The sequence below is a fragment of the Bacillus sp. EB106-06-01-XG163 genome, assembly GCF_058791615.1.
Genome location: NZ_JBYTDS010000010.1, coordinates 45599 through 68943, shown reverse-complemented (window position 1 = coordinate 68943; position 23345 = coordinate 45599). Strand labels below are relative to the sequence as shown.

Below are 23345 nucleotides of genomic sequence, written 5' to 3'. Positions count from 1 at the left end.
CGTGTGACGCTGTTACAATCCTATTTAAGAAAGCGTTTACAAAAAGGAGGAGATGACATGGCGGAACTTCGGCTGGAGCATATTTATAAGTATTACGATCAAAAAGAAGCGGCTGTCGATGATTTTAACCTTCATATTAAAGATAAAGAGTTTATTGTGTTTGTCGGTCCGTCGGGGTGCGGCAAGTCGACAACATTACGGATGGTTGCCGGGCTGGAAGACATTACGAAGGGCGATTTCTATATCGGTGACACGAGAGTGAATGACATCGCTCCTAAAGACAGGGATATCGCCATGGTGTTTCAAAACTATGCGTTATATCCGCACATGACGGTCTATGATAATATCGCTTTCGGTCTGAAGCTGAGGAAGATGCCGAAACCTGAGATAAAAAAACGGGTCGAAGAAGCGGCGAAAATGCTGGGGCTCACAGAGTATCTGCACCGCAAACCGAAGGCGCTCTCCGGCGGGCAGCGGCAGCGGGTTGCATTAGGCCGGGCGATTGTCAGGGACGCCAAAGTGTTTTTAATGGATGAGCCGCTGTCAAATCTGGACGCAAAGCTTCGGGTGCAGATGCGGGCAGAAATTATTAAGCTGCATCAAAGGCTGCAAACAACCACAATCTATGTGACGCACGACCAAACAGAAGCACTGACGATGGCGACACGCATCGTAGTCATGAAGGACGGAAAAATTCAGCAGATCGGCACACCGAAAGACGTGTATGAACATCCCGAAAACGTATTTGTCGGCGGGTTCATCGGCTCCCCAGCGATGAACTTTTTCAAAGGAAAGCTGACGGACGGCGCCATTCAGATCGGTTCAGCCGCTCTCAGCGTGCCGGAAGGGAAAATGAAAATGCTCCGGGAAAAAGGGTATGCCGGCAAAGATGTTATCTTTGGCATCCGCCCGGAAGACATACATGACGAGCTGATTGTGGTAGAATCCTATAAGAATTCATCCATCACAGCTAAAATCAATGTCGCGGAATTGCTCGGGTCAGAAATTATGGTTTATTCCCGGATCGGGGATCAGGATTTTATCGCCCGGATTGACGCCCGCCATGACATTCATGCCGGTGAAGAATTGACCGTCGCTTTCGACATGAATAAAGCTCACTTTTTTGACAGTGAAACAGAAATCAGAATCCGCTCATAACGCAAAGCCGGACAGCTGGATGTCCGGCTTTTTTGATGTAACAATTTATGACGCATAACCGATATAAAAAGTAAATAGAAGACAGAAAGCAGGAAAACGATGAAACGCATGATCATGTGCATGTGCCTTTTGGCTGCCGTGTTTACGCTTGCCGCCTGCTCGGGCCATGAGGCAAGCGCCGAACAAAGCATTCCGAAGGCAGAAGCGCACCACGATAAAAAGTCTGTAAAGCGCCAAATCAAAAAAGCGCCGGATACGTCCGCCTGGGTTCAAACGAAAGGAACGGCAAGACTGCCGATTCTGATGTACCACAGCATTTCTGAGGGAAACAGCCTGCGTGTGCCGAAGGAAGAGTTCCGGCAGCATATGAAGTGGCTTCATGATCACGGCTATTATACGATGACTCCTGAAGAGGCCTATCTGATGCTGACGGAGGATAAGGAGCCGCGTGAAAAATGTGTGCTGATCACATTTGATGACGGCTATACCGACAATGTGAAAGCGGCCTATCCCATTTTAAAGAAATACAAGATGAAAGCGACAATCTTTATGATCGGAAACTATATCGGGCATAAGAATCATCTGACTGAGAAGCAGATGAAGGAGATGGCCGCCCACGGCATTTCCATTCAGAGCCATACGATGAACCATCTCGAATTGAACGGGCTCACACCGCAGCAGCAGCGACGTGAAATGAAGGACTCTAAGCGTTTATTTGATCAAATGTTCGGGCAGCGGACGTCTATGATCAGCTACCCTGTCGGACGATATAATAAGGAAACATTAAAAGCCGCCGCCGCGTCAGGCTACCGTATGGCGGTCACGACGGAGCCGGGAGCGGCGTCAAGAGATCAGGGGCTTTACGGGCTTCACCGCGTCCGTGTGTCGCCGGGCATGTCCGGCGCGGCATTCGGCTCTTATATTCAAAATGTGATGAAATAACAGAGCCTCCGCATATGCGGAGGCTTTTTTCAGTTTAATAGAATTGATGAAGCAGCAGAAGGGTGACACTCACGGTAATCGCTCCGCCGATTCTGGTCGACACTTGGGCGAACGGCATAAGCTCAAGCCGTTCAGCGGCGCTCAAGATCGCGACGTCGCCGGTGCCGCCCTGGCCGGAATGGCAGGCATTAATAATCGCCGTCTCAATTGGGTACAGATTCAGCCATTTTCCGGTCAGAAAACCGACGGCCATCATCGTGACGACGATTGATAAAATGGTAATGATGTTGCTGATCGTAAACGCCGCAATCAGCTTGTCCCACGGTGTCATTGAAACGCCGATCGCAAATAAGAGCGGATAGGTCACGGCTGTCGAGAAAAAGCGCGAGACGCCGAAGGCTCCGTTTTCAATCGAAGCCGGCGCCAGCCTGAACAGCTTAATGAGAACGGCAAGGACGAGCATCACGACAGGAGCCGGAAGCTGAAAGAAATCATGCGCCAGCATGCCGACTAAATAGAGGGAAACCGCTAAAATACCGCCTGAAGCGAAAAAGGACAAATCAAACGTTTTATCATTGGCCGGCTGTTCCAATGCGGGAGCGGAATGATCAGACTTATCAACCTTCCCGTTGCCCGTCCATTCCGGTTTGCGTTTCCCGATGACATTCAGCAAACCCGATAACATAATGGCGCACAGGCTGCCGAGCATGATGGACGGCAGCACAAGCGCAAAGGCGTCTCCCTGGGACATCGGCATAATATCGGAGTAGCCGATGGATAAAGGAATCGCGCCTTCACCGACACCCCCCGCCATAATCGGAACGACAATATAAAGCAGTGTGTGCTGAAAGCCGAGCCCGAGCAGCGTCCCGACGCATAAGCCGACTATGGCGGCCGCGATCGAGCCGGCGATCAGCGGAATAAAAATCTTGACGAAAGCTTTGACGAGCGTCTCTCTTTTCATCCCGAGAATACTGCCGACGACGATACCGGCAATAAATAGATAGAGAAAGTTGGAGCTTTCCGTGAATTCTGTTGTTGAAGTAATAATGTCTTTCGGAAGCAGGTGGTAGTAGACGACAGCGGATGGAATAAAGGTTGCGAGAATCGCAGGGCCGCCGATGGACCGCACGATCGGAATGGATTTTCCGATCTGGCCGAAGGTAAATCCGAAAAAACTCATGACGGCAATTGATGTCAGAATGTCGCTTTTTACATCACGGCTCATGACAAACACCGTAATAAGCAAGAAAAGCAGGATATAGATAGGAAGAGGAATAATGCCGATTCTTATATTCATTGCTCTGGCAAACCAGTTATCAGTCCGTTCCTGTTTTTGGATTGAATCCGTTTGCAATTTTGGTTGAAGTTCTCCCATGCTTGTTCCCCCAGTCGTTATGTAGTGAAAAAATATCCCCATTTAAAGTATACTAAAAAATTTAAATTGTTCATATATTATGAATTTACTAGGGGGCATGCTTTCTTCACATTTTCTTTCTCAAAATGGCGATTTGGCGGGCTTTTTCACCGAGAAAAGCATTTTGTTCGCCACACGAATAAAAAAGAGGTACGATATCAAAGGGACAAATATCCTAGGTGCTGACATAAAATCTCTACAAATCCGACAATAATCGGTCACAATTTCAGCCTTATTTTAGGTATATTGATCTTTTTTTTTAGGCTGAATCGTTGTAAAGTAATGATATTGAATCATTTCTATGACAGCCGCTGTCCCCCAGGGTGTACAGGCTGATATTTCAATAGTTTTGACGAATTTGTGAAACATTGAGCAAATATATCATTTTTTGTGAAATACCGAGCAATGATTTCGCTATGTTTGTGAAATGTTGAGCAATTTACCAGATTGGAGGAAAAACATCATGAGTGAGTTGGTATTAGCCCGCATTCAATTTGCATCTACAACATTGTTTCACTTCTTGTTTGTGCCTTTGTCTATCGGGCTTGTGTTTATGGTTGCTTTGATGGAGACGCTTTATGTTGTCAAAAAACAAGAGACCTATCTCAAAATGGCTAAATTTTGGGGGCATCTCTTTTTAATTAACTTCGCTGTCGGCGTCGTCACAGGGATTCTTCAGGAATTCCAGTTCGGATTGAACTGGTCTGATTATTCCCGTTTTGTCGGAGACGTATTTGGGGCTCCGCTTGCGATTGAAGCGCTTTTGGCGTTTTTTATGGAGTCTATTTTTATCGGATTATGGATTTTCGGCTGGGACCGTTTATCTAAAAAAGTGCATTTGCTTTGCATTTGGCTTGTATCTTTCGGAACGATTATGTCATCTTTCTGGATTTTGACGGCAAACTCATTCATGCAGGAGCCGGTCGGCTTTACGATTAAAAACGGCCGAGCGGAAATGAATGATTTCGGGGCGCTTTTGACAAACCCTCAGCTTTGGGTTGAATTCCCTCACGTCATTTTCGGGGCGCTTGCGACGGGTGCTTTCTTTATCGCCGGTGTCAGCGCATTTAAATTATTGAAGAAAAAAGAAGTGCCTTTCTTCCATAAATCTTTCAAGCTTTCGATGATTGTCGGTCTGATCGCCGGTATCGGCGTTGCGTTCAGCGGACATATGCAGGCTGAGCATTTAATGGAATCGCAGCCGATGAAAATGGCTGCCAGTGAAGCGCTTTGGGATGACAGCGGTGATCCTGCCGCGTGGACGGCTTTTGCGAACATTGATACGAATAAAGAAAAAAACACATCAGAAATTTCAATTCCTTACGCACTCAGCTACTTGGCTTACCAGAAGTTCAGCGGCAGTGTGAAAGGGATGAAAACACTTCAAAAAGAATATGAAAAAACGTACGGAAAAGGCGACTATATCCCGCCTGTCAAAACGACGTTCTGGAGTTTCCGCATTATGGCGGGAGCGGGCGCGCTTATGATTTTTGCCGCGATTGCCGGCTTTATTCTGAACCGCCGCAAAAAGCTTCATACGAGCAAGTGGTATTTACGGGGCATGATCGCGCTGATCGCATTCCCGTTCATTGCGAACTCTGCCGGTTGGATTATGACTGAAATCGGCCGCCAGCCGTGGACGGTCATGGGGCAAATGACGACCGCACAATCCGTTTCGCCTAACGTAACGACGGGATCTCTGCTGTTTTCAATTATCGGCTTCGGCGTCATGTATTTGATTTTAGGCGCGCTGCTTGTCTTCCTATTCGTTCGTGAAATTAAAAAAGGTGCGGACCATGATGATCATAAGGATGTTCCTGTATCAACGGATCCGTTCAGTCAGGAGGTTTACCATGGGGTCACTTCATGATCTTTGGTTTGTACTCGTTTCAGTTTTGTTTGTCGGATTTTTCTTTTTAGAAGGTTTTGACTTCGGTGTCGGCATTTCGACCCGATTTCTTGGCCATAATGAATTAGAACGCAGAGTGCTGATTAACACCATCGGCCCGTTCTGGGATGCGAATGAGGTATGGCTGCTGACAGGTACGGGAGCGATCTTCGCGGCATTCCCGAACTGGTATGCGACGATGCTGAGCGGATATTATATTCCGTTTATCATCATCCTTCTTGCCTTGATGGGGCGCGGCGTGGCGTTTGAATTCCGCGGAAAAGTGAATCATTTAAAATGGGTCAAAACATGGGACTGGGTGATTTTCTTCGGCAGCCTTATCCCGCCATTTGTATTCGGACTTATTTTCACAAGCTTGTTCCGCGGTGTGCCGATTGACGGACATATGAACATTCACGCAGGTTTTTCAGATATTGTGAACGTGTATTCCGTTCTTGGCGGAGCGGCCGTCACCCTTCTTTCATTCCTGCACGGTTTAATGTTTATCACCCTGCGCACGATCGGTGATTTACAAGAGCGTGCGAGAAAAATGGCAAAACGCGTAATCGGTGTTATCTTTCTTGTTGTACTTGCTTTCTTTGCGATGTCTGCATACGATACGGATATGTTTACACGCCGGGCAAACATCACGATTCCGGTATTCGTGCTGATTGTCATCTGCAACGTTCTTGCCGTTGTGTTCATGAGCAAGAAAAAAGACGGCTGGGCATTCGGTATGACCGGCGCGGGTCTTGCTTTGACAGTTGCGATGATTTTTATCTCTCTGTTCCCGCGCGTCATGGTCAGCTCGCTGAAAAGCGCGTATGACTTAACAGTAGCTAACGCGTCTTCCGGTGATTATTCACTTAAGGTCATGACAATTGCCGCACTGACTTTGCTGCCGTTTGTCATCGGCAGTCAGATCTGGAGCTATTACGTCTTCCGGAAACGCGTCAGCCATAAGGAGCCTATGACTTATTAATGGGAAAAGACCTGTTTCTTTATAAAGGAATGAAGCGGATTCTTGCGATCATTACGGGATTAACGATTATACAAACGGCCGCCATCATCTTGCAGGCGGAATGGCTGAGCCAGGCGGTAACCGGATTATTTAACGGGAAGCGGATTGCTTCTCTTTATCCGGTTATCGGCTTTTTCCTGCTTGCGTTTTTGATCCGGCATGCGGTGACAGCGGTCCGGCAGAAAATCGTGTACCAATATGCCGCGCAAACCGGCGCGGACTTAAGAAAAAGATTTCTTGAGCAATTGTTCCGTCTCGGCCCCCGCTTTGTGAAAAAAGAGGGGACAGGCCGGATGGTGACGCTGGCGATGGAAGGCATCAGCCAGTTCCGCCGTTATTTAGAGCTGTTTCTGCCGAAAATGGTCAGCATGGCGATTGTGCCGGCGGCCGTTGTTATTTACGTGTTTTTTCAGGATAAAACATCGGCATTGATTCTGATTCTTGCGCTTCCGATTTTGATTGTATTTATGATCCTGCTCGGACTTGTCGCACAGAAAAAAGCCGATCGCCAATGGAAGTCCTATCAGACGCTTTCCAATCATTTCGTGGATTCGCTCCGCGGACTGGAGACATTGCGGTTTTTAGGATTAAGCAAATCACACAGTGAAAACATCTTTCATGTCAGTGAGAGATACCGCAAGGCGACGATGAGCACGCTCCGGGTCGCGTTTTTATCTTCATTCGCCCTGGATTTCTTTACGATGCTGTCGGTGGCGACAGTGGCGGTGTTTCTCGGCTTGCGGCTGATAGACGGACAAATTCTGCTCGGGCCGGCATTGACCGCGCTCATTCTCGCGCCTGAATATTTTCTCCCGGTCCGCGAAGTGGGAAATGATTACCACGCGACGTTAAACGGGCAGGAGGCGGGGAAAACCATTCAAGCGATTTTGGCGCAGCCCGGTTTTAAAGAAGAAAAGCCGCTCGAACTTGATACGTGGACTGACCGGGATGAATTACAGCTTACGCGTTTGTCCGTCCGGGAATCGATGTCTGAATTTCATCTGTCCTTTAAAGGGAAGAAGAAAATCGGAATTATCGGGGAAAGCGGTGCGGGAAAATCGACACTCATTGATGTGCTGGGCGGCTTTTTAGAGCCTGCGTCCGGTGAGATCAAGGTAAACGGTGAATCCCGCTCGCATCTGCAGTCGGACGGCTGGCAGAAGCAGCTGCTCTATATTCCGCAGCACCCGTATATTTTTGATGACACGCTTTTGAATAATATCCGGTTTTATCATCCTGATGCTTCGCGTGAGGAAACGGCGCAGGCCGCTAGATCGGCGGGTCTTTCCGAACTGATCCGTGATCTGCCCGGCGGTCTTGACGGCCGGATCGGCGAGGGCGGACGGGCGCTCAGCGGAGGGCAGGCTCAGCGTGTCGCGCTGGCCAGAGCCTTCTTAGGAAACCGGCCGATTCTCCTTTTGGATGAGCCGACCGCTCACCTTGATATTGAAACAGAATATGAAATAAAAGAAACGATGAAAGACCTGTTTGAAAACAAACTTGTTTTTCTGGCCACTCACCGTCTTCACTGGATGCTTGAGATGGACGAAATTATCGTGCTTGATGACGGCGCGGTGGCGGAAATCGGCACCCACGACGAATTGATGGCGAAACAAGGCGTATACGCCAAACTTGTAAAGGCGCAACTGGGGGAAAGAACATGAGAAAAGAAGAATGGATTCTGCCGTATATGAAGCAAAATGCCCGTTTGTTTGTTCTTGTGATTTTTTTAGGCGCGGTGACGATTTTTTCGGCGGCCTTTCTCATGTTCACTTCCGGTTTTTTGATCTCTAAGTCGGCGGCTAGGCCTGAGAATATCCTGCTGGTGTACGTTCCGATTGTAGCCGTGCGGACCTTCGGGATTGCCCGTTCAGTCTCACGGTACGCCGAGCGTCTGACGGGGCACCATATCATTTTGAAAATCGTGTCCGACATGAGGGTGCGGCTTTACAATATGCTGGAGCCGGCCTCGCTCATGCTTTCATCCCGTTTTCGGACGGGCGACATGCTCGGCATTTTGGCTGAGGATATTGAGCATTTGCAGGATGCGTTTTTAAAAACGATTTTCCCTGCGGTTTCCGCTTTGCTGCTGTATGCGGCATCCGTTATCGGACTCGGCTTTTTTTCCTGGCCGTTTGCCGCTTTTGCGGCGATTTATCTGTTTATATTGGTTGTATTGTTTCCGGTTGTGTCGCTTCTTGTGACGAGAGCGAAAAACATGAGGCTGAAAAGCGGCCGGAATACGCTCTACAGCCGGCTGACAGATGCCGTGCTCGGCGTGAGCGATTGGATGTTCTCGGGACGCCAGGCGGCCTTTATTTCCTCTTATGAAGAGAAAGAGAAGGCATGGTTTGATCTTGAAAGCAAACGTCAGCGGTTTACGAGATGGCGTGATCTCGCCGCGCAATGTCTTGTCGGCGGCTTCATATTGATCATGCTGTTCTGGACGGCGGGTCAGTATGCGGACGGCAGCATCGCCAACACGATGATCGCGGCCTTTGTGCTTGTCGTATTTCCATTGACGGAGGCGTTTCTGCCCCTTTCGGATGCGCTGACGGAAGTGCCTTCTTATCAGGATTCCATCAAAAGAATGAGTCAGGCGGCTCCGGAGCTGCGAAGTCGTGAGGTGAAGCAGACGGATGAGAAACTGGATGTATCGGATGTGACACTTACATTTGATAACGTGACGTTTTCTTATGATCAGCACAGTCATGTGCTTGACCGTTTTTCCTTCACTCTCCGCCAAGGTGAAAAAATGGCGCTGCTCGGCAGGAGCGGCTCCGGTAAGTCGACCTCTCTCGCTTTAATTGAAGGCGCCTTAGTTCCCGATTCGGGCAAAGTGATGCTGAACGGGATAGAAACTGCGGCCGTGCAGGAGCAGATTTCCTCAGCGGTGGCCGTTTTGAATCAGAAACCTCATCTCTTTAACACGAGCATTATGAACAATATCCGGCTCGGAAACGGCAAGGCGAGTGATGAAGATGTTAAGCGTGCGGCTCGGCAAGTGAAGCTGCATGATTATATTGAATCATTGCCTGACGGATATGAAACGTCCGTGCAGGAGACGGGGATTCGTTTCTCAGGCGGGGAACGGCAGCGGATCGCGCTTGCCCGTATTCTGCTCCAAGACACGCCGGTCATTATCCTTGATGAACCGACGGTCGGCCTTGATGCGGTCACTGAACGCGAATTGCTTGATACGATTTTTGATGTCTTTAAAGAGAAAACGATCCTCTGGATTACACACCATTTAGCGGGTGTGGAAACAGCTGATAAAATCGTCTTTTTAGAAAATGGAAAAGCAGAAATGGAAGGAACCCATCAAGAGCTGCTTGCAGAAAATGAACGGTACCGGAAGCTTTACCGTCTTGATGTTCCGGTCAGAACATAAACAGCCGCAAACGAGCGGCTGTTTTTTTTGTGCGGTTTAAAATCTCTTCTTGTTTGGAATATAAATAGGAGACAGAAGAGGAGGTACAGAGATGAATATAATGGATTGGACGGAACAGGATGTGAAAGATACGCTGCCGAAGCGGGAGGCAGACAGCCATAAGGGGACGTTCGGGACGGCGTTATTACTGGCCGGTAGCGAAGACATGCCGGGAGCCGCCCTTCTGGCCGGATTGGGCGCGATGAGAAGCGGTGTCGGCAAGCTCGTCATCGGTACATCGGCAGGCGTCATTCCGCTTATCGTCCCGGTGCTGCCGGAAGCGACGTACTGGCGTGACGGCTGGAAAAAAGCCGCGGCGGGCCAGCCCGGGGAAACCATCCGGGCCGCTGCCATCGGGCCGGGCCTTCCTCAAACAGACGAAGTGCAGCAGGCGGCTGATCAGCTGCTTTCTTCCGATTATCCCGTCATACTGGACGCGGGCGCCATAACGAAAAGAACCTATCCAAAGAGGAAAGCCCCCGTGATCTTGACGCCTCATCCCGGCGAATTTTCCAGAATGACAGGCCTTCCGATTCAAGAGATTCAGCAGAACAGAGCGGGATATGCCGCGGAATGGGCGGAGCGGCTTCATGCCACGATTGTCCTGAAAGGAAACGAAACCATTATCGCTTTTCCCGACGGGGAATGCCGCAGGAATACAACCGGAAACGGCGCGCTTGCAAAAGGCGGGACCGGCGACACGCTGACGGGAATGATTCTCGGCATGCTGTGCTGTCATCAAGACCCGAAGCATGCCGTATTGAACGCCGTCCGCCTTCACGGTGAATGTGCGGAGGTATGGACGAAAGAGCGCTCCGCCCATACCTTATTGGCGCACGAACTTTCTGAACTGCTGCCGCGTGTATGGAAGGAATATGAATAAAGAAAAGGCGTCTTCATAGAGAAGGCGCCTCTTGTTGTTTTACCCTTGATTTCATCAGGACATAATACAGCAGCGACGGAACGGCCAGGCCGATGACCCAGGCAATGTCGCCTCCGCCGAATATTTCAGCGAGCGGCCCAATGTAAAAGGATGTATTGATGAACGGGATTTCTAATATAATCGACAAAACGAAGGCGGCCGCTGTAATCCAATTGACCCTGCCGTATTGCCCGTTGACGTCAAACATCGATTTGACGTGGTATTTTCCGCGGCGGATAAAATAGTAATCCACGAGGTTGATCGCCGTCCATGGAATTAAGAAATAACTGATGAAAAAGATGAAATTTAAAAACAGTTCCATGAAATTGCTTTGGCCCAAGAGACTTAATACAGTACCTGCTGCCGTCACACAAAGGATCATTACCACTCTCGTTTTCGGCGTCACCTTCAGTTTTAAAAACGGCTCCAAGGTAGTCGTGGTTGACATAAAGGCTCCGTATAAATTAAAGACGTTGATCGCCATTTGCCCGAACAGGACGATGATCAGCATAATAAAGGAAAACGGACCGAACAATCGGACAATCTCATTTCCCGCATTAGCGGTAAATTCCGGGAGCGCCGTCGTCAAAATGGCGCCGAGAAGCATCATCCAGATGGAACTGACTGACGTACCTGCGTAGCTGTACCAAAAGGTATGCGATGCCGGTGTTTTGACCGGCAGATAACGGGAATAATCTGCGACATATGGTGCGTATGCCAGCTGCCATGTGGCCACCGCGCTGACCGCCACTAGAAAAACAGGCAGGTCTAATGAGCCGGGCACCCAGCTTCCTGAAGGAATCGGCAGTTGAAAAATAAGAATCGTTGCAGCAAAAAAAACGGCAAAGGAGGTCCAAGAGAGGATTTTCTGCATTTTGTGAATCAGATCATGACCGTAGATCGTGAGTAAAAAACAGATGGCGCTTAAGCCGATAATACACCATGAAGCCGGAATCGGTACAAAGCTGCTCAGTGTACCGGCTGCGAGAATCGTACTGCTCGCAAAGAAGCCCAGGTAGATAAACATGACCAAAAAGAGGGGCAGAATCGCTCCGATCACGCCGAATTGCGCGCGGCTTTGAATCATTTGCGGAATTCCGAGCTGAGGTCCTTGTGCGGAATGAGACGCCATAAAGATTGCGCCGATAAAGGTCCCGATAATAATGGCGGCGATACTCCAAAAGAGATCGAGTCCCATTGTAACGGGCAGTGTGCCTGTGACTAACGTCGTAATATGCATATTCGCCCCGAACCAGACGGGGAATAAATCTTTAGCCTTTCCGTGTCTTTCGTCATGCGGAATATGTTCAATCGTTCGCCTTTCTACTTTCAATAGATAATCTCCTCCGTATGTTCTTCTTTAACATAAAGACATAGCTTAACAGATTGACCTGCCGTTTACAAATTCCAGCATGCAGGAAAAACATTGTAAAGCCTCGCTGACAGCCGTCAAAGGGTTTTTTGAAAAACGGAACAAACACTGCCGCCAAAACGATTTGCCAGGGTTTAAAAGGCATGGATATGCTTACGGACTAATATGTATTAAGGAGAAATGTGTCAATCTTTTGACGAATGGAGCCATTATTCGTTAAGCTGAAAGAATAGTTTACTTTGTGTAAATTTCATTAATGAAAAGGGGATTGATGATATGTGTACAAGTCTTACATTGAAAACGACAGACGGTAATCACCTATTGGCGCGAACGATGGATTTTGCATTTCAGCTCGGTACGGACGTCGTGCTTTACCCTCGTCAGTACAGCTGGAAAAGCGAAGCTGACGGCAGGATGCATAAGACGAAATATGCATTTATCGGCATGGGGAGAAATCTCGGCAATGTTCTGTTTGCCGACGGCGTAAATGAAAAAGGGCTGTCGTGTGCGACGCTGTATTTTCCGGGCTTTGCGGGATACGAGAAAGCGGAACGGGAGGGCACCTGTCACATCGCTCCTCATGAGTTTGTCACCTGGGCCTTATCAAACTGTGAATCTCTTGAAGACATAAAGGAAAAGCTCTCAATGCTGACGATTGTAGAGAAGAAGTTAATGTTATTGGATACGGTGCTGCCTCTTCATTGGATTTTATCAGACCGCACGGGCGGCTGCATTGTCATCGAGCCGACACCGGAGGGAATGAAAGTATATGACAACAAACCCGGAGTGATGACCAACAGTCCGGAATTTCCTTGGCATGTGACCAATCTGCGCCATTATATCGGAATCAGGCCGCAGCAGTCAGAAAGCAAAACATTGGGCGGAATGACATTAACCGCTTTCGGCCAAGGATCTGGAACGATCGGGCTTCCCGGTGATTACACGCCGCCATCCCGATTCATCAGAGCCGCTTATCTGAAAGAGCATTTAGAGCCTGCTGCTCATGAAACGGATGGCGTTACGGCCGCTTTTCACGTGCTGTCCAATGTGAATATTCCAAAAGGCGCGGTGATCACAGAGGAGAATGAAATTGATTATACGCAGTATACGTCGGTCATGTGCTGTGACACCGGGAACTACTACTTTCATCTGTACGACAACCGGCAGATTCACAAAGTAAGTTTATTCCATGAAGATCTTGACCGTCCGGAGCCGAAAGTATTTGCGGCCGCGGCGGAGCAGAATATACAGGAGCTGAATTAGCTCAAAAAAAACAGGACAATCGCGTCCTGTTTTTTTATTTAATACGGATCAGACGGATGGCTTTCCTGTTCAGCCTGTTTTGCGGCTTGTGCTGTATCAGTAGTGCCGATCGGCCCGCCGCTGTTGCTTTCGGCGGCTTTTTTCAGCCCTTCCGCCACACGTTTTCCGTAGTCCGGATCTGCTTTTGTGAAATTCTCAATCATTTGATCCTGAATGTCTTTCCGGCAGGAAGAAAGCGTATTGACCAGGTTTGTGATCAATTCGTTCCCTTCAAATTCCGAAAATCGGCGGTATGTTTCTCCGGCCTGGCCGAAGTTATTCGACCGGTCGATCGCTTCCCGCTTCACATCGCCTTCGACATGAGGTGTATGGTCTTTCCCATCCTGCTTTGCTTCGTTGAGTCCTCCCATAACGGACGGCTCATAGTTGACGTGCGGGTTTTGTCCTTCTGCCCGATCGACCCGATACTGCATTTGCCCGCCTTCCTGGTTGGTGGCGACATGCTTTTTCGGCGAGTTGATCGGAAGCTGCAGGTAGTTTGCGCCGACGCGGTACCGCTGGGTATCTGAATAGGAGAATGTCCGTCCCTGAAGTAATTTGTCATCCGAAAAATCAAGGCCGTCCACAAGCACGCCCGTTCCGAATGACGCTTGTTCCACCTCGGCATGGTAGTTTTCCGGGTTTTTGTTCAGAACCAATTTACCGATCGGCTTCCAAGGGAAATCGTCTTTATACCACAGCTTGGTCGGATCAAGCGGATCAAAATCCAGCTCGGGGTGTTCGTCATCAGTCATGATTTGCGCATACACTTCCCATTCAGGGTAATCGCCTTTTTCAATCGCTTCATACAAATCCTGTGTCGCATGGTTAAAGTTTTTCCCCTGAATCTCTTCCGCTTCCTTCTGTGTCAGGTTGCGGATGCCCTGTTTCGGTTCAAAGTGATATTTGACGAGCACGGCTTTTCCTTCTTCATTGACCCATTTGTAGGCATGGACGCCTGAGCCCTGCATCTGCCGGTAGTTGGCCGGGATGCCCCACGGCGAAAACAAGAAAGTGATCATATGAGTCGCTTCCGGTGATTGGGAAATGAAGTCGAAAATACGCTCGCCGTCCTGAATGTTCGTAACAGGATCAGGCTGAAATGCGTGCACAAGATCCGGGAACTTCAGCGGATCACGGATAAAAAAGATTTTCAAGTTGTTGCCGACCAGATCCCAGTTGCCGTCTTCGGTATAAAGCTTAACGGCAAACCCCCGGGGGTCACGCAATGTTTCCGGGGAATGCTTTCCGTGGTTGACGGTAGAAAACCGCACAAACGCCGGAGTTTTCATTCCTTTCTTTTGAAACACTTTCGCTCTTGTGTATGTAGAAATCTCCTCGTCTCCAAAACTTCCGTACGCCTCAAAGTATCCGTGTGCGCCGGCGCCGCGCGCGTGAACGACGCGCTCGGGAATCCGTTCACGGTCAAAGTGGCTGATTTTCTCCAAAAAATCATAATTCTCCAATGTCGTCGGTCCTCTATTGCCGACTGTCCTGACATTCTGGTTGTCAGTGACCGGATGGCCCTGCCGGTTTGTCAGCGTGTCTTCTGACTCGCCTTTACCGGTCGTCTTACTGGAAAGCGTTTCTTCGCTGTTTTTGTTATTTTCCATTGTTGAACCCTCCTTTTTGAACGGTAACAATATGCCCAGCAGAGCCGTTTCTTAAAACCGATTTTCAAAAGAAGCAGTTATTCCGCGATCGGCGTCAAGGACCCGCCGTTCCATATTTCGCCCTTGTTCAGCGTCCAGCTGTTTTGATAAAGGGCCTGCGCGCCTTGGTTGGCCGCCGGACTTAATTGTTCATCCCATGTCAAAAAGTACGTGGTCTCAGGATACTTTTGCCTGATCGCATTGATAAAAGCAGCATAATCAAAGCTTCCGATATTGCCGGACGGACCGGTTTCGGCAAAGGCAAACGGTTTTTTCAGAGACAGCATTTCATCATAGCCTGATATCGCATACGGATCAGTGAAGTAAGCGTCCAGACCGGTAATATCCACATAAGATGAGCCTGGGTAAAAGTCTGTTTTAAAGTCTCTGTTGGCATCCGGCGAATACACCCACAAAAGGTTATCCAATCCTCTTGTCTCTGTCATATAGCGGTATATCTTCTTGTAAAGCTCTTTGTACAGCGAGATTCTCTCATTGTCTTTTTGGTTGTAGCCTGTCAGCCCCCACCAGAACCACTCGCCGTTCATTTCATGCAGCGGCCTGAACAGAACGGTGACGCCTTGATTTTTCAGCTGAGTAAGGCCGTCGGCGATTTTGCTGAGCAGCGCCTCAAGCCGTTTTCCTTCAACAGTTGAAGGGTTCAGGATGTTTTTGTACTGGCTGTTTGAGATGGCCGTTTTATAGTTTCCGGATGGAAAAGCCGGATTTGCGAGATGCAGGCTGACCTGAGGGAGGCCGCCGCTTTTCCAGTATGAGATTAAGCTGCTGTTGCAGCTGTAATCGATAGTATCGGTGATATCCGCTGTTTCAAGCCATCCTCTCCCATAGTCACAGCCGTAGATGGCGGGAGACTGTCCCGTCGCGTTTTTCAAGCGGTTTTCCTCTGTCATTGAAAAAGTGACATCGCTGTACCCGCCGAACGCCCCGGACATGACCCTGTTTTCTGAACGGTTGGGCAGGTGCGCCAGCCAGTTCATGATATCTTTTGTCGTCTGCTGGGCATTTGGGTTGACGGGATAAACGGTGTGAGCCGATATCGGACTGGCGGCTCCTAAGAGTAATAAAACGATAGACAGGCAGACTGCTAACTTTTTGAGCATATAAAAGACCTCCTGATTTTTAAGATGATGAAGGATGTGAAACGATAACCTCACAATCTCCTTCTATAACAAAATCTCCGGAATCCGCCGGCACGATAAAGTGATCGCCTTTGTGAATGGGACATCCATCCAGTTCTCCGCGTCCTTTCATGACGCTTGCGAGTAAATACCGGCCGGGTGCGGGGAATGATGCTTTCCCGCTCACATCCCATTGATAAACTGAAAAGAAAGGTGTTTCGGCGAGTATCGTAATCAGAGCATCTCCGATCCGATGCTTTGTGCTTTTTACATTTTCATCGGTATGCGGAATGTCTGTTACGTCAATTGCTTTCTGAAGATGAAGCTCGCGTTTATTCCCGTTCCCATCCGTCCGGTCATAGTCGTAAAGCCGGTAGGTGGCATCAGAGCTTTGCTGGATTTCAAGAACGAGCGTACCTTCACATAAAGCGTGCAGTGTGCCGCTCGGGACATAGAAAAAATCGCCGGGCTTAATGGGGATGCGGCGGAGCAGGTGATCCCACTCGTTTTGTTCAATGAGCCGAACGAAGCCTTCTCTCGTTTGGGCGCGATGCCCTAAAATGAGCTCCGCGTCTTTTTTGCAGTCCAACACGTACCAGCATTCCGTTTTTCCGAGTTCTCCGTTTTCATGCCGATGTGCATATGCGTCATCCGGATGAACCTGTACGGATAAGTCCATATTTGCGTCAAGAATTTTTGTGAGCAGGGGAAAAGCCTCTTCTTTCGGATGTCCGAACAGGTCAGGGTGTTCACTCCAGAGACGCTGTAATGATGTTCCGGAAAAAGGCCCGTTCCGCACAATGGATGTGCCGTGCGGATGAGCTGAAATCGCCCAGCACTCTCCCGTCCGCTCAGAAGGAATCTCATACCCGAATGTATCGCGCAGCTTCGTCCCGCCCCATAATCTTTCTTTAAAAACCGGTTCCAAAAATAAGAGTTTCGTCATTTTTCCGCTTCCCGGTTTGCCGCCTTTAATGCGCGCTCCGCCAATACGAGCGAACCGGCCGCGCCGGAGTGAATCCCTAATTGAGGGGGAACGATGAAGTGTTCAATGTCGGGCAGATCAATATATTGATTCAGCCGCTTTTTCACGTGCTAACGGATAGAAGAGAACAGCTGCCGCTGCTTCATGACGCCCCCGCCGAGAATGATCTTTTCCGGCGAAAGTATGAGAATATACTGCACAAGCGCTTCGGCAATATAATAGCCCTCAAGCTCCCACACTTCCTGCTGATCCGTGAGCAAAAATGCTTTTTTCCCCCAGCGTTTCTCAATGGCGGGGCCTGCCGCGAGGCCTTCCAGACAATCTGTATGGTATGGGCAATTGCCTTTGTAGCCGTCGTCCGGATGTCTTCTGACATAAATGTGGCCCATTTCAGGATGAGACAGCCCTTGAACAAATCTGCCGTTCATGATGGCGCCCGCGCCGATGCCTGTGCCGACCGTCAAATAGAGGCAGCTGTCCGCGTTTTTGGCCGCGCCGAAAGAAGCTTCTCCAAGCGCCGCCGCATTAACGTCGGTGGTGAAGCCTGCGGGAATATCCAGAGCGCTTTTGATCGTTTGAAGAATAGGGCAGTTCCGCCAGGCTGTCTTCGGCGTCGCGGTGATGCACCCGTATGTTTGACTGTCAGGACGGATATCAATCGGTCCGAACGACCCGATGCCGATGGCTTCTATCGGGAAATCTTTAAAGTAACGGATGACCTGTCTGAGTGTGTCATCCGGTTCTCCCGTCGGAAACTCTGCTCTGTCCAGAATGGTGCCGTCTCTTTGTCCGGCGGCACAGACAAATTTCGTGCCGCCGGCTTCAATACCTCCAAGCATGGCCGTCCCTCCTCATCTGTTAAAATCCGTTTTGATCGGAAACGGCTTTGAACCAGCGGCCGCTTTTTTTGACGGTCCGTTCGCCCCCGTTTTCCAGATTGACAGATACAAAGCCGTAGCGGTTTTTATAAGCATTTGTCCAAGACCAGTTGTCCATGAAAGTCCACAGGTGATAGCCTTTTACATTTGAACCTTCTCCGATGGCCCGATGCACCCATTTGAGATGTTCCTGGATAAATTCAATCCTGTAATCATCCTGAATGATGCCGTTTTCATCGCGGAAGCGTTCCTCGCCTTCAACTCCCATGCCGTTCTCGGAAATAAAACACTCGATATTTCCGTAATGTTCTCTGAGATTGGTGAGAATGTCGTAGATTCCTTTTTCATAAATTTCCCACCCGCGGTGAGGGTTCATTTTCCGGCCGGGCATGACATACGGGTCGAAGAAACGCTCAGGCAGGAAAGGGGCATGCGGATTCGGAACATGTTCTTTTGCCTTGACGCGCCTCGGCTGGTAGTAGTTCACGCCTAACAGGTCGACCGTATGCTCCTGAATGAGGCGGAGATCTTCTTTCTCATAATGCGGCAGAAAGCCTTCCGCCTTGAGAATCTCGACAAGCTCCTCAGGAAATTCGCCCTTTACGGCGGGATCTAAAAATGAACGGTTGAAAAAGGCGTCGGCAATCCGGGACGCTTTGACATCTTCAGGGTGTGAGCTTCTCGGATAAGAAGGCGTCAGATTCAGAATGATTCCGATTTGTCCATCCTGTTTCAATTCTCTGTAGGCTTTGACAGCCCTTGCATTCGACAGCAGGGTATGGAAGCCGGCCTGCACCGCTTCTTGAAAATTAACGTGATTCGGGTAGTGAAAGTCGTATAAGTAGCCGCCTTCAATCGGCACAATCGGCTCGTTGTGAGTGAACCATTTTTTCACCTTGTCACCGAATAGCGAAAAGCAGGTTTTGGCGTAATGTTCAAACGCGTCAACGGTGTTCCGGCTGACCCAGCCCCCCGTACGCTGAAGGGCGAGCGGCATGTCAAAGTGAAACAAATTGACAAACGGCTCAATGCGATGGGCAAGCATTTCATCGATGACGTCCTGATAAAACGCGACCGCTTTCTGATTGACCTCGCCAGTTCCGTCCGGAATCAATCTTGACCAGGAAATAGACAGCCGGAAGGAGTTATGGCCGATTTCTTTCATCAGCCGGATATCCTCCTTGTATTGATCGTAAAAACGTGACGTGTCGCCGGGACCGACGCCGTTAAAAAAACGGCTCGGCTCTTTTTCATACCAGTAATCCCATATGTTTTGGCTTTTTCCGTCTCTGTCAGCGGCGCCTTCTGTTTGGGTGGCGGAGGCGGAAGACCCCCACCAGAATCCTTCCGGAAAACGATATTGAATATTTGATTCAGTCAATTGATTTCTCTCCCTTACTGCGATTTTGATTACATACTCATACTGTCATCCCGGGCATGCTGCTCGGTCTCAGCTTCTTTTTCCTTTGCCATGTTTAATTTGTCCAGCGCTTTAAGAAACGGGAACCAGATGACAAACACAATACAGAGGTTGACCAGCTGCATAATGCCGCCCATGACGGAATTGGTCGCCATAATCCCGTTAATGAAAAGGGGGACGGTCCAAGGCACGGTCACGCCGGTAGGAGGGGGCACGATCCCCGCCGACATGGCCAGGTAGGTGACGAGGGTGACAACCATCGGTGCGATGACCCACGGAATGATAATGATCGGGTTCATCACGATCGGCAAACCGAAAATAACCGGCTCATTGACGTTGAAGATGCCCGGCGCGAGACCGAGTTTGGATATCTGTTTCATCTGTTTGCTTTTCATAAAAAGCAAGATGGCGATCACTATGGCCAATGTCATTCCGGTTCCGCCCATTCCGACGGTGTAAATCTCCATAAACGGCTTAGAAATAATATGGGGAATCTCTTTTCCCGCTGTATACGCAGCTAAATTTTCGACCTGTAATGTATTCCAAATCGGGTCCATCACGGAATTGATAATGATTTGTCCGTGAAGTCCGAAAAACCATAAAATCTGAATAAAGAAAACAGCGATTAATGTAGGAATGATGCCGCTTCCAAGTCCGACAAGCGGGGCTTGAACCGTATGATAAATGACATCATGCAGATTGGTGTGAAAGATCTGGGTGACAGCCGCATTGATCAAGAGGAAGACGGTAAGCGTGATAAAAGCCGGAATCAATGCGGCGAACGATTTAGCAACAGCCGGAGGAACACCGGCAGGCATCTTAATCGTTAAGTTTCTCTGAACGATTCTTCTGTAGATTTCACCTGACAAAAACGCGGTCATCATGCCGAGAAACATCCCTTTTGCTCCAAGCCGGTCAACCGGAATGACGCCTGCGACCGCTTTGCCCGTTTCCGGCTCTGAAACGAACGGGGTGAGCAGCAGAAAAGAAACCAATGCGATCGCTCCGCCGAATACGGCCTCCACTTCGTAGCTTTTGGAAAGGTAATAGCCGATCCCGAAGACGACAAAAATGGACATAATCCCCATCGTCGCCGTCGAAGCGCCGCCAAATCCGGATTGAAAGACAGACAGGGCGGAGCTGCTCATGATTTTGTTTAAAAACGGCAGGTTCGTCAGCACGACGAACACCGAACCGAAAATGGTCAGCGGAAACGCCAGCATAAAAGCATCCCGTAAGACTTGCAAGTAGCGGTTATTGTTTAATTTGCCCGCGATCGGAACAAGGAATTGGCTGATTTTCTCAAACACGTCTTCACCCCCGGCTTTTTATAAATTCTTTGATTGAAATAAGTCGAGCATTTCTTTGACGAGCTCTTTCATTGAGAGCGCTGACATTAAGTGGTCTTCAGCATGCATAAAAAGCAGGGAGACATCCGTTTTGGCGCCGCCGGCTTCTTTTTGAATCATCTGAAAATGGATGTCGTGCGCTTTCCCCAGTTCTTCTTCAGCCTTTGTCAGAAAGGTGTCTGACTCATCTGTCCGGCCGTCTTTATAAGCGCGTATCGATTGAATAATATTGCTGCGGGCATTGCCGCTGTGAAGAATCAGCTGAAAACTGATCTGTTCATCCGTGTACGTTTCCATGCTTATCGCCTCCTTTATTTGTTCTCTATCAAGGCAACGGCCTGTTCGTATGCTTTTTTGCCGTCTCCCATGCCGTAAGCCATCATGTCAATCACATCAACGGTGATGTGAAGCGGGTCCGCCTCTTTTTGAAGCTCACCTTTTAAAAAACTCATCTGCGGGCCGATCAGTACGATGTCTGCATCTTTCATCGCTTCTTTTGCTTTATCCTGTCCGACTGCCCAAATCTCGGCTTCCTCACCGATGGAGCGGGCGTAATTCTGCATTTTCATAACAAGAAGGCTGGTGGACATGCCTGAGCTGCAGGCTAATAAAATTCTTTTCATGAGGAATCCCTTCTTTCATAAAGTTAAACCGTTTTCATGAATATTATAATCTTTTGAAATTAAATGTCTATACTTTTAAAATATAAAGTTTTACTTTTCGGATTTTTGACACAAAAAAACCTTTTAAGATTCAACTTAAAAGGTTTTTCATCTCAAGCGAGCCATAACAGCCATAAATAAAGTCCGATCAGGGTGATGAATAACGTCGGAATGGTTAATATCAGACCTGTCTTGAAATACATTCCCCAGGAAATTTTCACGTTTTTCCGGCTTAGCACGTGGAGCCATAACAACGTCGCCAGCGATCCGATCGGCGTGATCTTCGGCCCGAGGTCCGAACCGATAACATTCGCGTAAATCAATGCTTCTCTCATCAGCCCGTGAGTGTCCGTTCCGCTGATGGCTATGGCGTCAATCATCACCGTCGGCAGGTTATTCATAACGGAGGAGAGGATCGCCGCGATAAACCCCATTCCGAGTGTGCCCGCAAACAAACCGTGATCCGCCGCTTTCTGTATAAGCTGAGAAAGAAGATCCGTCAGTCCGGCATTCCGCAAGCCGTACACGACAACATACATGCCGACAGAAAAAAACACGATGGCCCACGGGGCGTCCTTGATGACTTGTTTCGCAGGGACGGCGGGGCTTCGCTGGGCCAGAATGAGAAAAATGACCGCGATGGAGCCGGCAACGAAGGAAACGGGTATCGACAGCAGTTCGCTGACGAAATATCCGATCAATAAAACGGCCAGCACAGCCCACGATAACCGGAAAAGGCGTTCATCCTTAATCGCGGATGCCGGATGTTTCACAAGACCGGTGTCATACCGTTTCGGAATGTTTTTTCTGAAATAGAGATACAGCACCAAAATGCTTGCCGCCAGAGAAAAAAGGTTGGGCACCAGCATGCGTGATGCATATTCAATGTATCCGATATGAAAGTAATCGGCGGATACAATATTGACCAAATTGCTTACAACGAGCGGAAGCGAGGTGGTGTCGGCGATGAATCCTCCGGCGATAATAAAAGGAAAAACCAGCTTTTCAGGTAAATTCAAAGCCCGCACCATCGCCAGTACGATCGGGGTCAAAATGAGCGCCGCTCCGTCATTGGCAAACAGGGCGGAGACAACAGCCCCTAAGACCGACACATAGAGAAACATCCGCAGCCCGCTGCCTTTGGCCGCCATGGCCATATGCAGCGCGGCCCACTCAAAAAAACCGATACTGTCAAGAATCAATGAAATGATAATAATGGCGATAAAGGCAAGTGTCGCATTCCAGACGATTCCCGTCACTTCCGCGATATCGTGCAGGCTGACTGCTCCGGCGATCAAAGCGAGGACCGCTCCGCCGCAGGCAGACCAGCCGATTGATACATGTTTCGGCTGCCATATGACAAACACAAGTGTCAGCACAAAAATCAGCGCTGATAAAACCGCAACTCCCAAGAATATATCCCCCTTACCGGCATGTAACAGTGACTTCTTTTTGCCGCAATGTCTGTAAAACTTCGTCCTTTTCATCTATCTGCTGCAGAATCGAGCAAACCAGCGCGTATTCCGGACCGGACGGATGAATGGCATAGTACCGCCACTGACCCTCGCGTCTTTCCCGCACAAGGCCGGCGTTCTTTAATTTCCGCAAGTGCTGGCTGATGCCGGGCTGACTTATATGAAAAATAGCTGTCAGCTCGCAGACACAATATTCCTTATCCTTCAGAAGCTTCAGCATCAAAAGCCTCGTCGGGTCGCTTAGAAGTTTGAGGCACTGGCTGATCCCTTCGGAACTTAAAGCATGATGCCTCCGTTCCATGCGCTCACTCCTTTTTACACTATTATATAAGC

At 49.1% G+C, this 23345-nt stretch carries 19 protein-coding genes and 1 pseudogene; 8 read left to right on the top strand and 12 right to left on the bottom strand.

Annotated elements, in window-relative coordinates:
* Nucleotides 1-57: 57 nt before the first annotated feature.
* Entirely contained in the window at nucleotides 58-1158 is a 1101-nt protein-coding gene (locus AC3WTF_RS13025; protein WP_017418599.1) for an ABC transporter ATP-binding protein, read from the top strand.
* A 99-nt stretch (nucleotides 1159-1257) separates the two neighbouring features.
* The gene (locus AC3WTF_RS13020) at nucleotides 1258-2100 is read left to right on the top strand and encodes a polysaccharide deacetylase family protein (RefSeq protein ID WP_047936303.1); all 843 of its coding nucleotides are present in this window, start codon (nucleotides 1258-1260) and stop codon (nucleotides 2098-2100) included.
* A gap of 34 nt (nucleotides 2101-2134) precedes the next feature.
* Here AC3WTF_RS13020 and cimH read toward each other — a convergent pair whose 3' ends face one another.
* A complete protein-coding gene (cimH, locus tag AC3WTF_RS13015; RefSeq protein ID WP_012118784.1) occupies nucleotides 2135-3478 on the bottom strand; it encodes a citrate/malate transporter CimH in 1344 nt (447 codons plus the stop codon).
* A 502-nt stretch (nucleotides 3479-3980) separates the two neighbouring features.
* On the opposite strand from cimH, the gene AC3WTF_RS13010 reads away from it, so the two are divergent.
* The 5 genes from AC3WTF_RS13010 (at nucleotide 3981) to AC3WTF_RS12990 (ending at nucleotide 10739) form a co-directional block, all read left to right on the top strand.
* A complete protein-coding gene (locus AC3WTF_RS13010; RefSeq protein ID WP_007407763.1) occupies nucleotides 3981-5387 on the top strand; it encodes a cytochrome ubiquinol oxidase subunit I in 1407 nt (468 codons plus the stop codon).
* Nucleotides 5371-6387, top strand: coding sequence for a cytochrome d ubiquinol oxidase subunit II (gene cydB / locus AC3WTF_RS13005; protein ID WP_053104103.1), 1017 nt, complete (start codon nucleotides 5371-5373; stop codon nucleotides 6385-6387). The genes AC3WTF_RS13010 and cydB overlap by 17 nt, the downstream gene beginning before the upstream one ends.
* The gene (cydD, locus tag AC3WTF_RS13000) at nucleotides 6387-8090 is read left to right on the top strand and encodes a thiol reductant ABC exporter subunit CydD (RefSeq protein ID WP_047936301.1); all 1704 of its coding nucleotides are present in this window, start codon (nucleotides 6387-6389) and stop codon (nucleotides 8088-8090) included. The genes cydB and cydD overlap by 1 nt, the downstream gene beginning before the upstream one ends.
* On the top strand, nucleotides 8087-9817 hold the full coding sequence (cydC, locus tag AC3WTF_RS12995; RefSeq protein WP_047936300.1) for a thiol reductant ABC exporter subunit CydC: 1731 nt from the start codon (nucleotides 8087-8089) through the stop codon (nucleotides 9815-9817). Before cydD ends, cydC begins: the two co-directional genes overlap by 4 nt.
* Nucleotides 9818-9908: 91 nt before the next feature.
* Entirely contained in the window at nucleotides 9909-10739 is an 831-nt protein-coding gene (locus AC3WTF_RS12990; RefSeq protein ID WP_047936299.1) for an NAD(P)H-hydrate dehydratase, read from the top strand.
* A gap of 13 nt (nucleotides 10740-10752) precedes the next feature.
* On the opposite strand, the gene AC3WTF_RS12985 is transcribed toward AC3WTF_RS12990, so the two are convergent.
* Nucleotides 10753-12111, bottom strand: a complete 1359-nt coding sequence (locus AC3WTF_RS12985) for a purine-cytosine permease family protein (RefSeq protein WP_015240847.1) — start codon at nucleotides 12109-12111, stop codon at nucleotides 10753-10755.
* A gap of 315 nt (nucleotides 12112-12426) precedes the next feature.
* Between AC3WTF_RS12985 and yxeI the strand changes: the two genes are divergently transcribed.
* Nucleotides 12427-13413, top strand: a complete 987-nt coding sequence (gene yxeI, locus AC3WTF_RS12980) for a penicillin V amidase (RefSeq protein WP_003150840.1) — start codon at nucleotides 12427-12429, stop codon at nucleotides 13411-13413.
* 38 nt (nucleotides 13414-13451) lie between these two features.
* On the opposite strand, the gene katX is transcribed toward yxeI, so the two are convergent.
* From katX to AC3WTF_RS12930, 10 genes and pseudogenes are all read right to left on the bottom strand, one after another.
* Nucleotides 13452-15065: a catalase KatX gene (gene katX / locus AC3WTF_RS12975; RefSeq protein WP_046702206.1), complete on the bottom strand. Its 1614-nt coding sequence runs from the start codon at nucleotides 15063-15065 to the stop codon at nucleotides 13452-13454.
* A 77-nt stretch (nucleotides 15066-15142) separates the two neighbouring features.
* On the bottom strand, nucleotides 15143-16225 hold the full coding sequence (gene gmuG / locus AC3WTF_RS12970) for a mannan endo-1,4-beta-mannosidase (RefSeq protein WP_221663908.1): 1083 nt from the start codon (nucleotides 16223-16225) through the stop codon (nucleotides 15143-15145).
* 19 nt (nucleotides 16226-16244) lie between these two features.
* Entirely contained in the window at nucleotides 16245-17189 is a 945-nt protein-coding gene (manA, locus tag AC3WTF_RS12965; protein WP_042635604.1) for a mannose-6-phosphate isomerase, class I, read from the bottom strand.
* Nucleotides 17186-18067 (bottom strand): annotated as a pseudogene (locus AC3WTF_RS12960) (ROK family protein). The gene manA and the pseudogene AC3WTF_RS12960 overlap by 4 nt, the downstream one beginning before the upstream one ends.
* Nucleotides 18068-18086: 19 nt before the next feature.
* Nucleotides 18087-19487, bottom strand: a complete 1401-nt coding sequence (locus tag AC3WTF_RS12955) for a glycoside hydrolase family 1 protein (protein ID WP_221663910.1) — start codon at nucleotides 19485-19487, stop codon at nucleotides 18087-18089.
* Between the two features lie 29 nt (nucleotides 19488-19516).
* Nucleotides 19517-20836, bottom strand: coding sequence for a PTS cellobiose transporter subunit IIC (celB, locus tag AC3WTF_RS12950; RefSeq protein ID WP_007407751.1), 1320 nt, complete (start codon nucleotides 20834-20836; stop codon nucleotides 19517-19519).
* Between the two features lie 18 nt (nucleotides 20837-20854).
* Nucleotides 20855-21172 (bottom strand): PTS lactose/cellobiose transporter subunit IIA, encoded by a 318-nt coding sequence (locus tag AC3WTF_RS12945; protein ID WP_007407750.1) that lies wholly within the window; start codon nucleotides 21170-21172, stop codon nucleotides 20855-20857.
* A gap of 14 nt (nucleotides 21173-21186) precedes the next feature.
* Entirely contained in the window at nucleotides 21187-21498 is a 312-nt protein-coding gene (locus AC3WTF_RS12940; protein WP_492314271.1) for a PTS sugar transporter subunit IIB, read from the bottom strand.
* 152 nt (nucleotides 21499-21650) lie between these two features.
* Nucleotides 21651-22949 (bottom strand): arsenical efflux pump membrane protein ArsB, encoded by a 1299-nt coding sequence (locus tag AC3WTF_RS12935; protein WP_007407748.1) that lies wholly within the window; start codon nucleotides 22947-22949, stop codon nucleotides 21651-21653.
* Nucleotides 22950-22962: 13 nt separating this feature from the next.
* Nucleotides 22963-23313 (bottom strand): ArsR/SmtB family transcription factor, encoded by a 351-nt coding sequence (locus tag AC3WTF_RS12930; protein WP_025285481.1) that lies wholly within the window; start codon nucleotides 23311-23313, stop codon nucleotides 22963-22965.
* Between the last annotated feature and the right edge of the window lie 32 nt (nucleotides 23314-23345).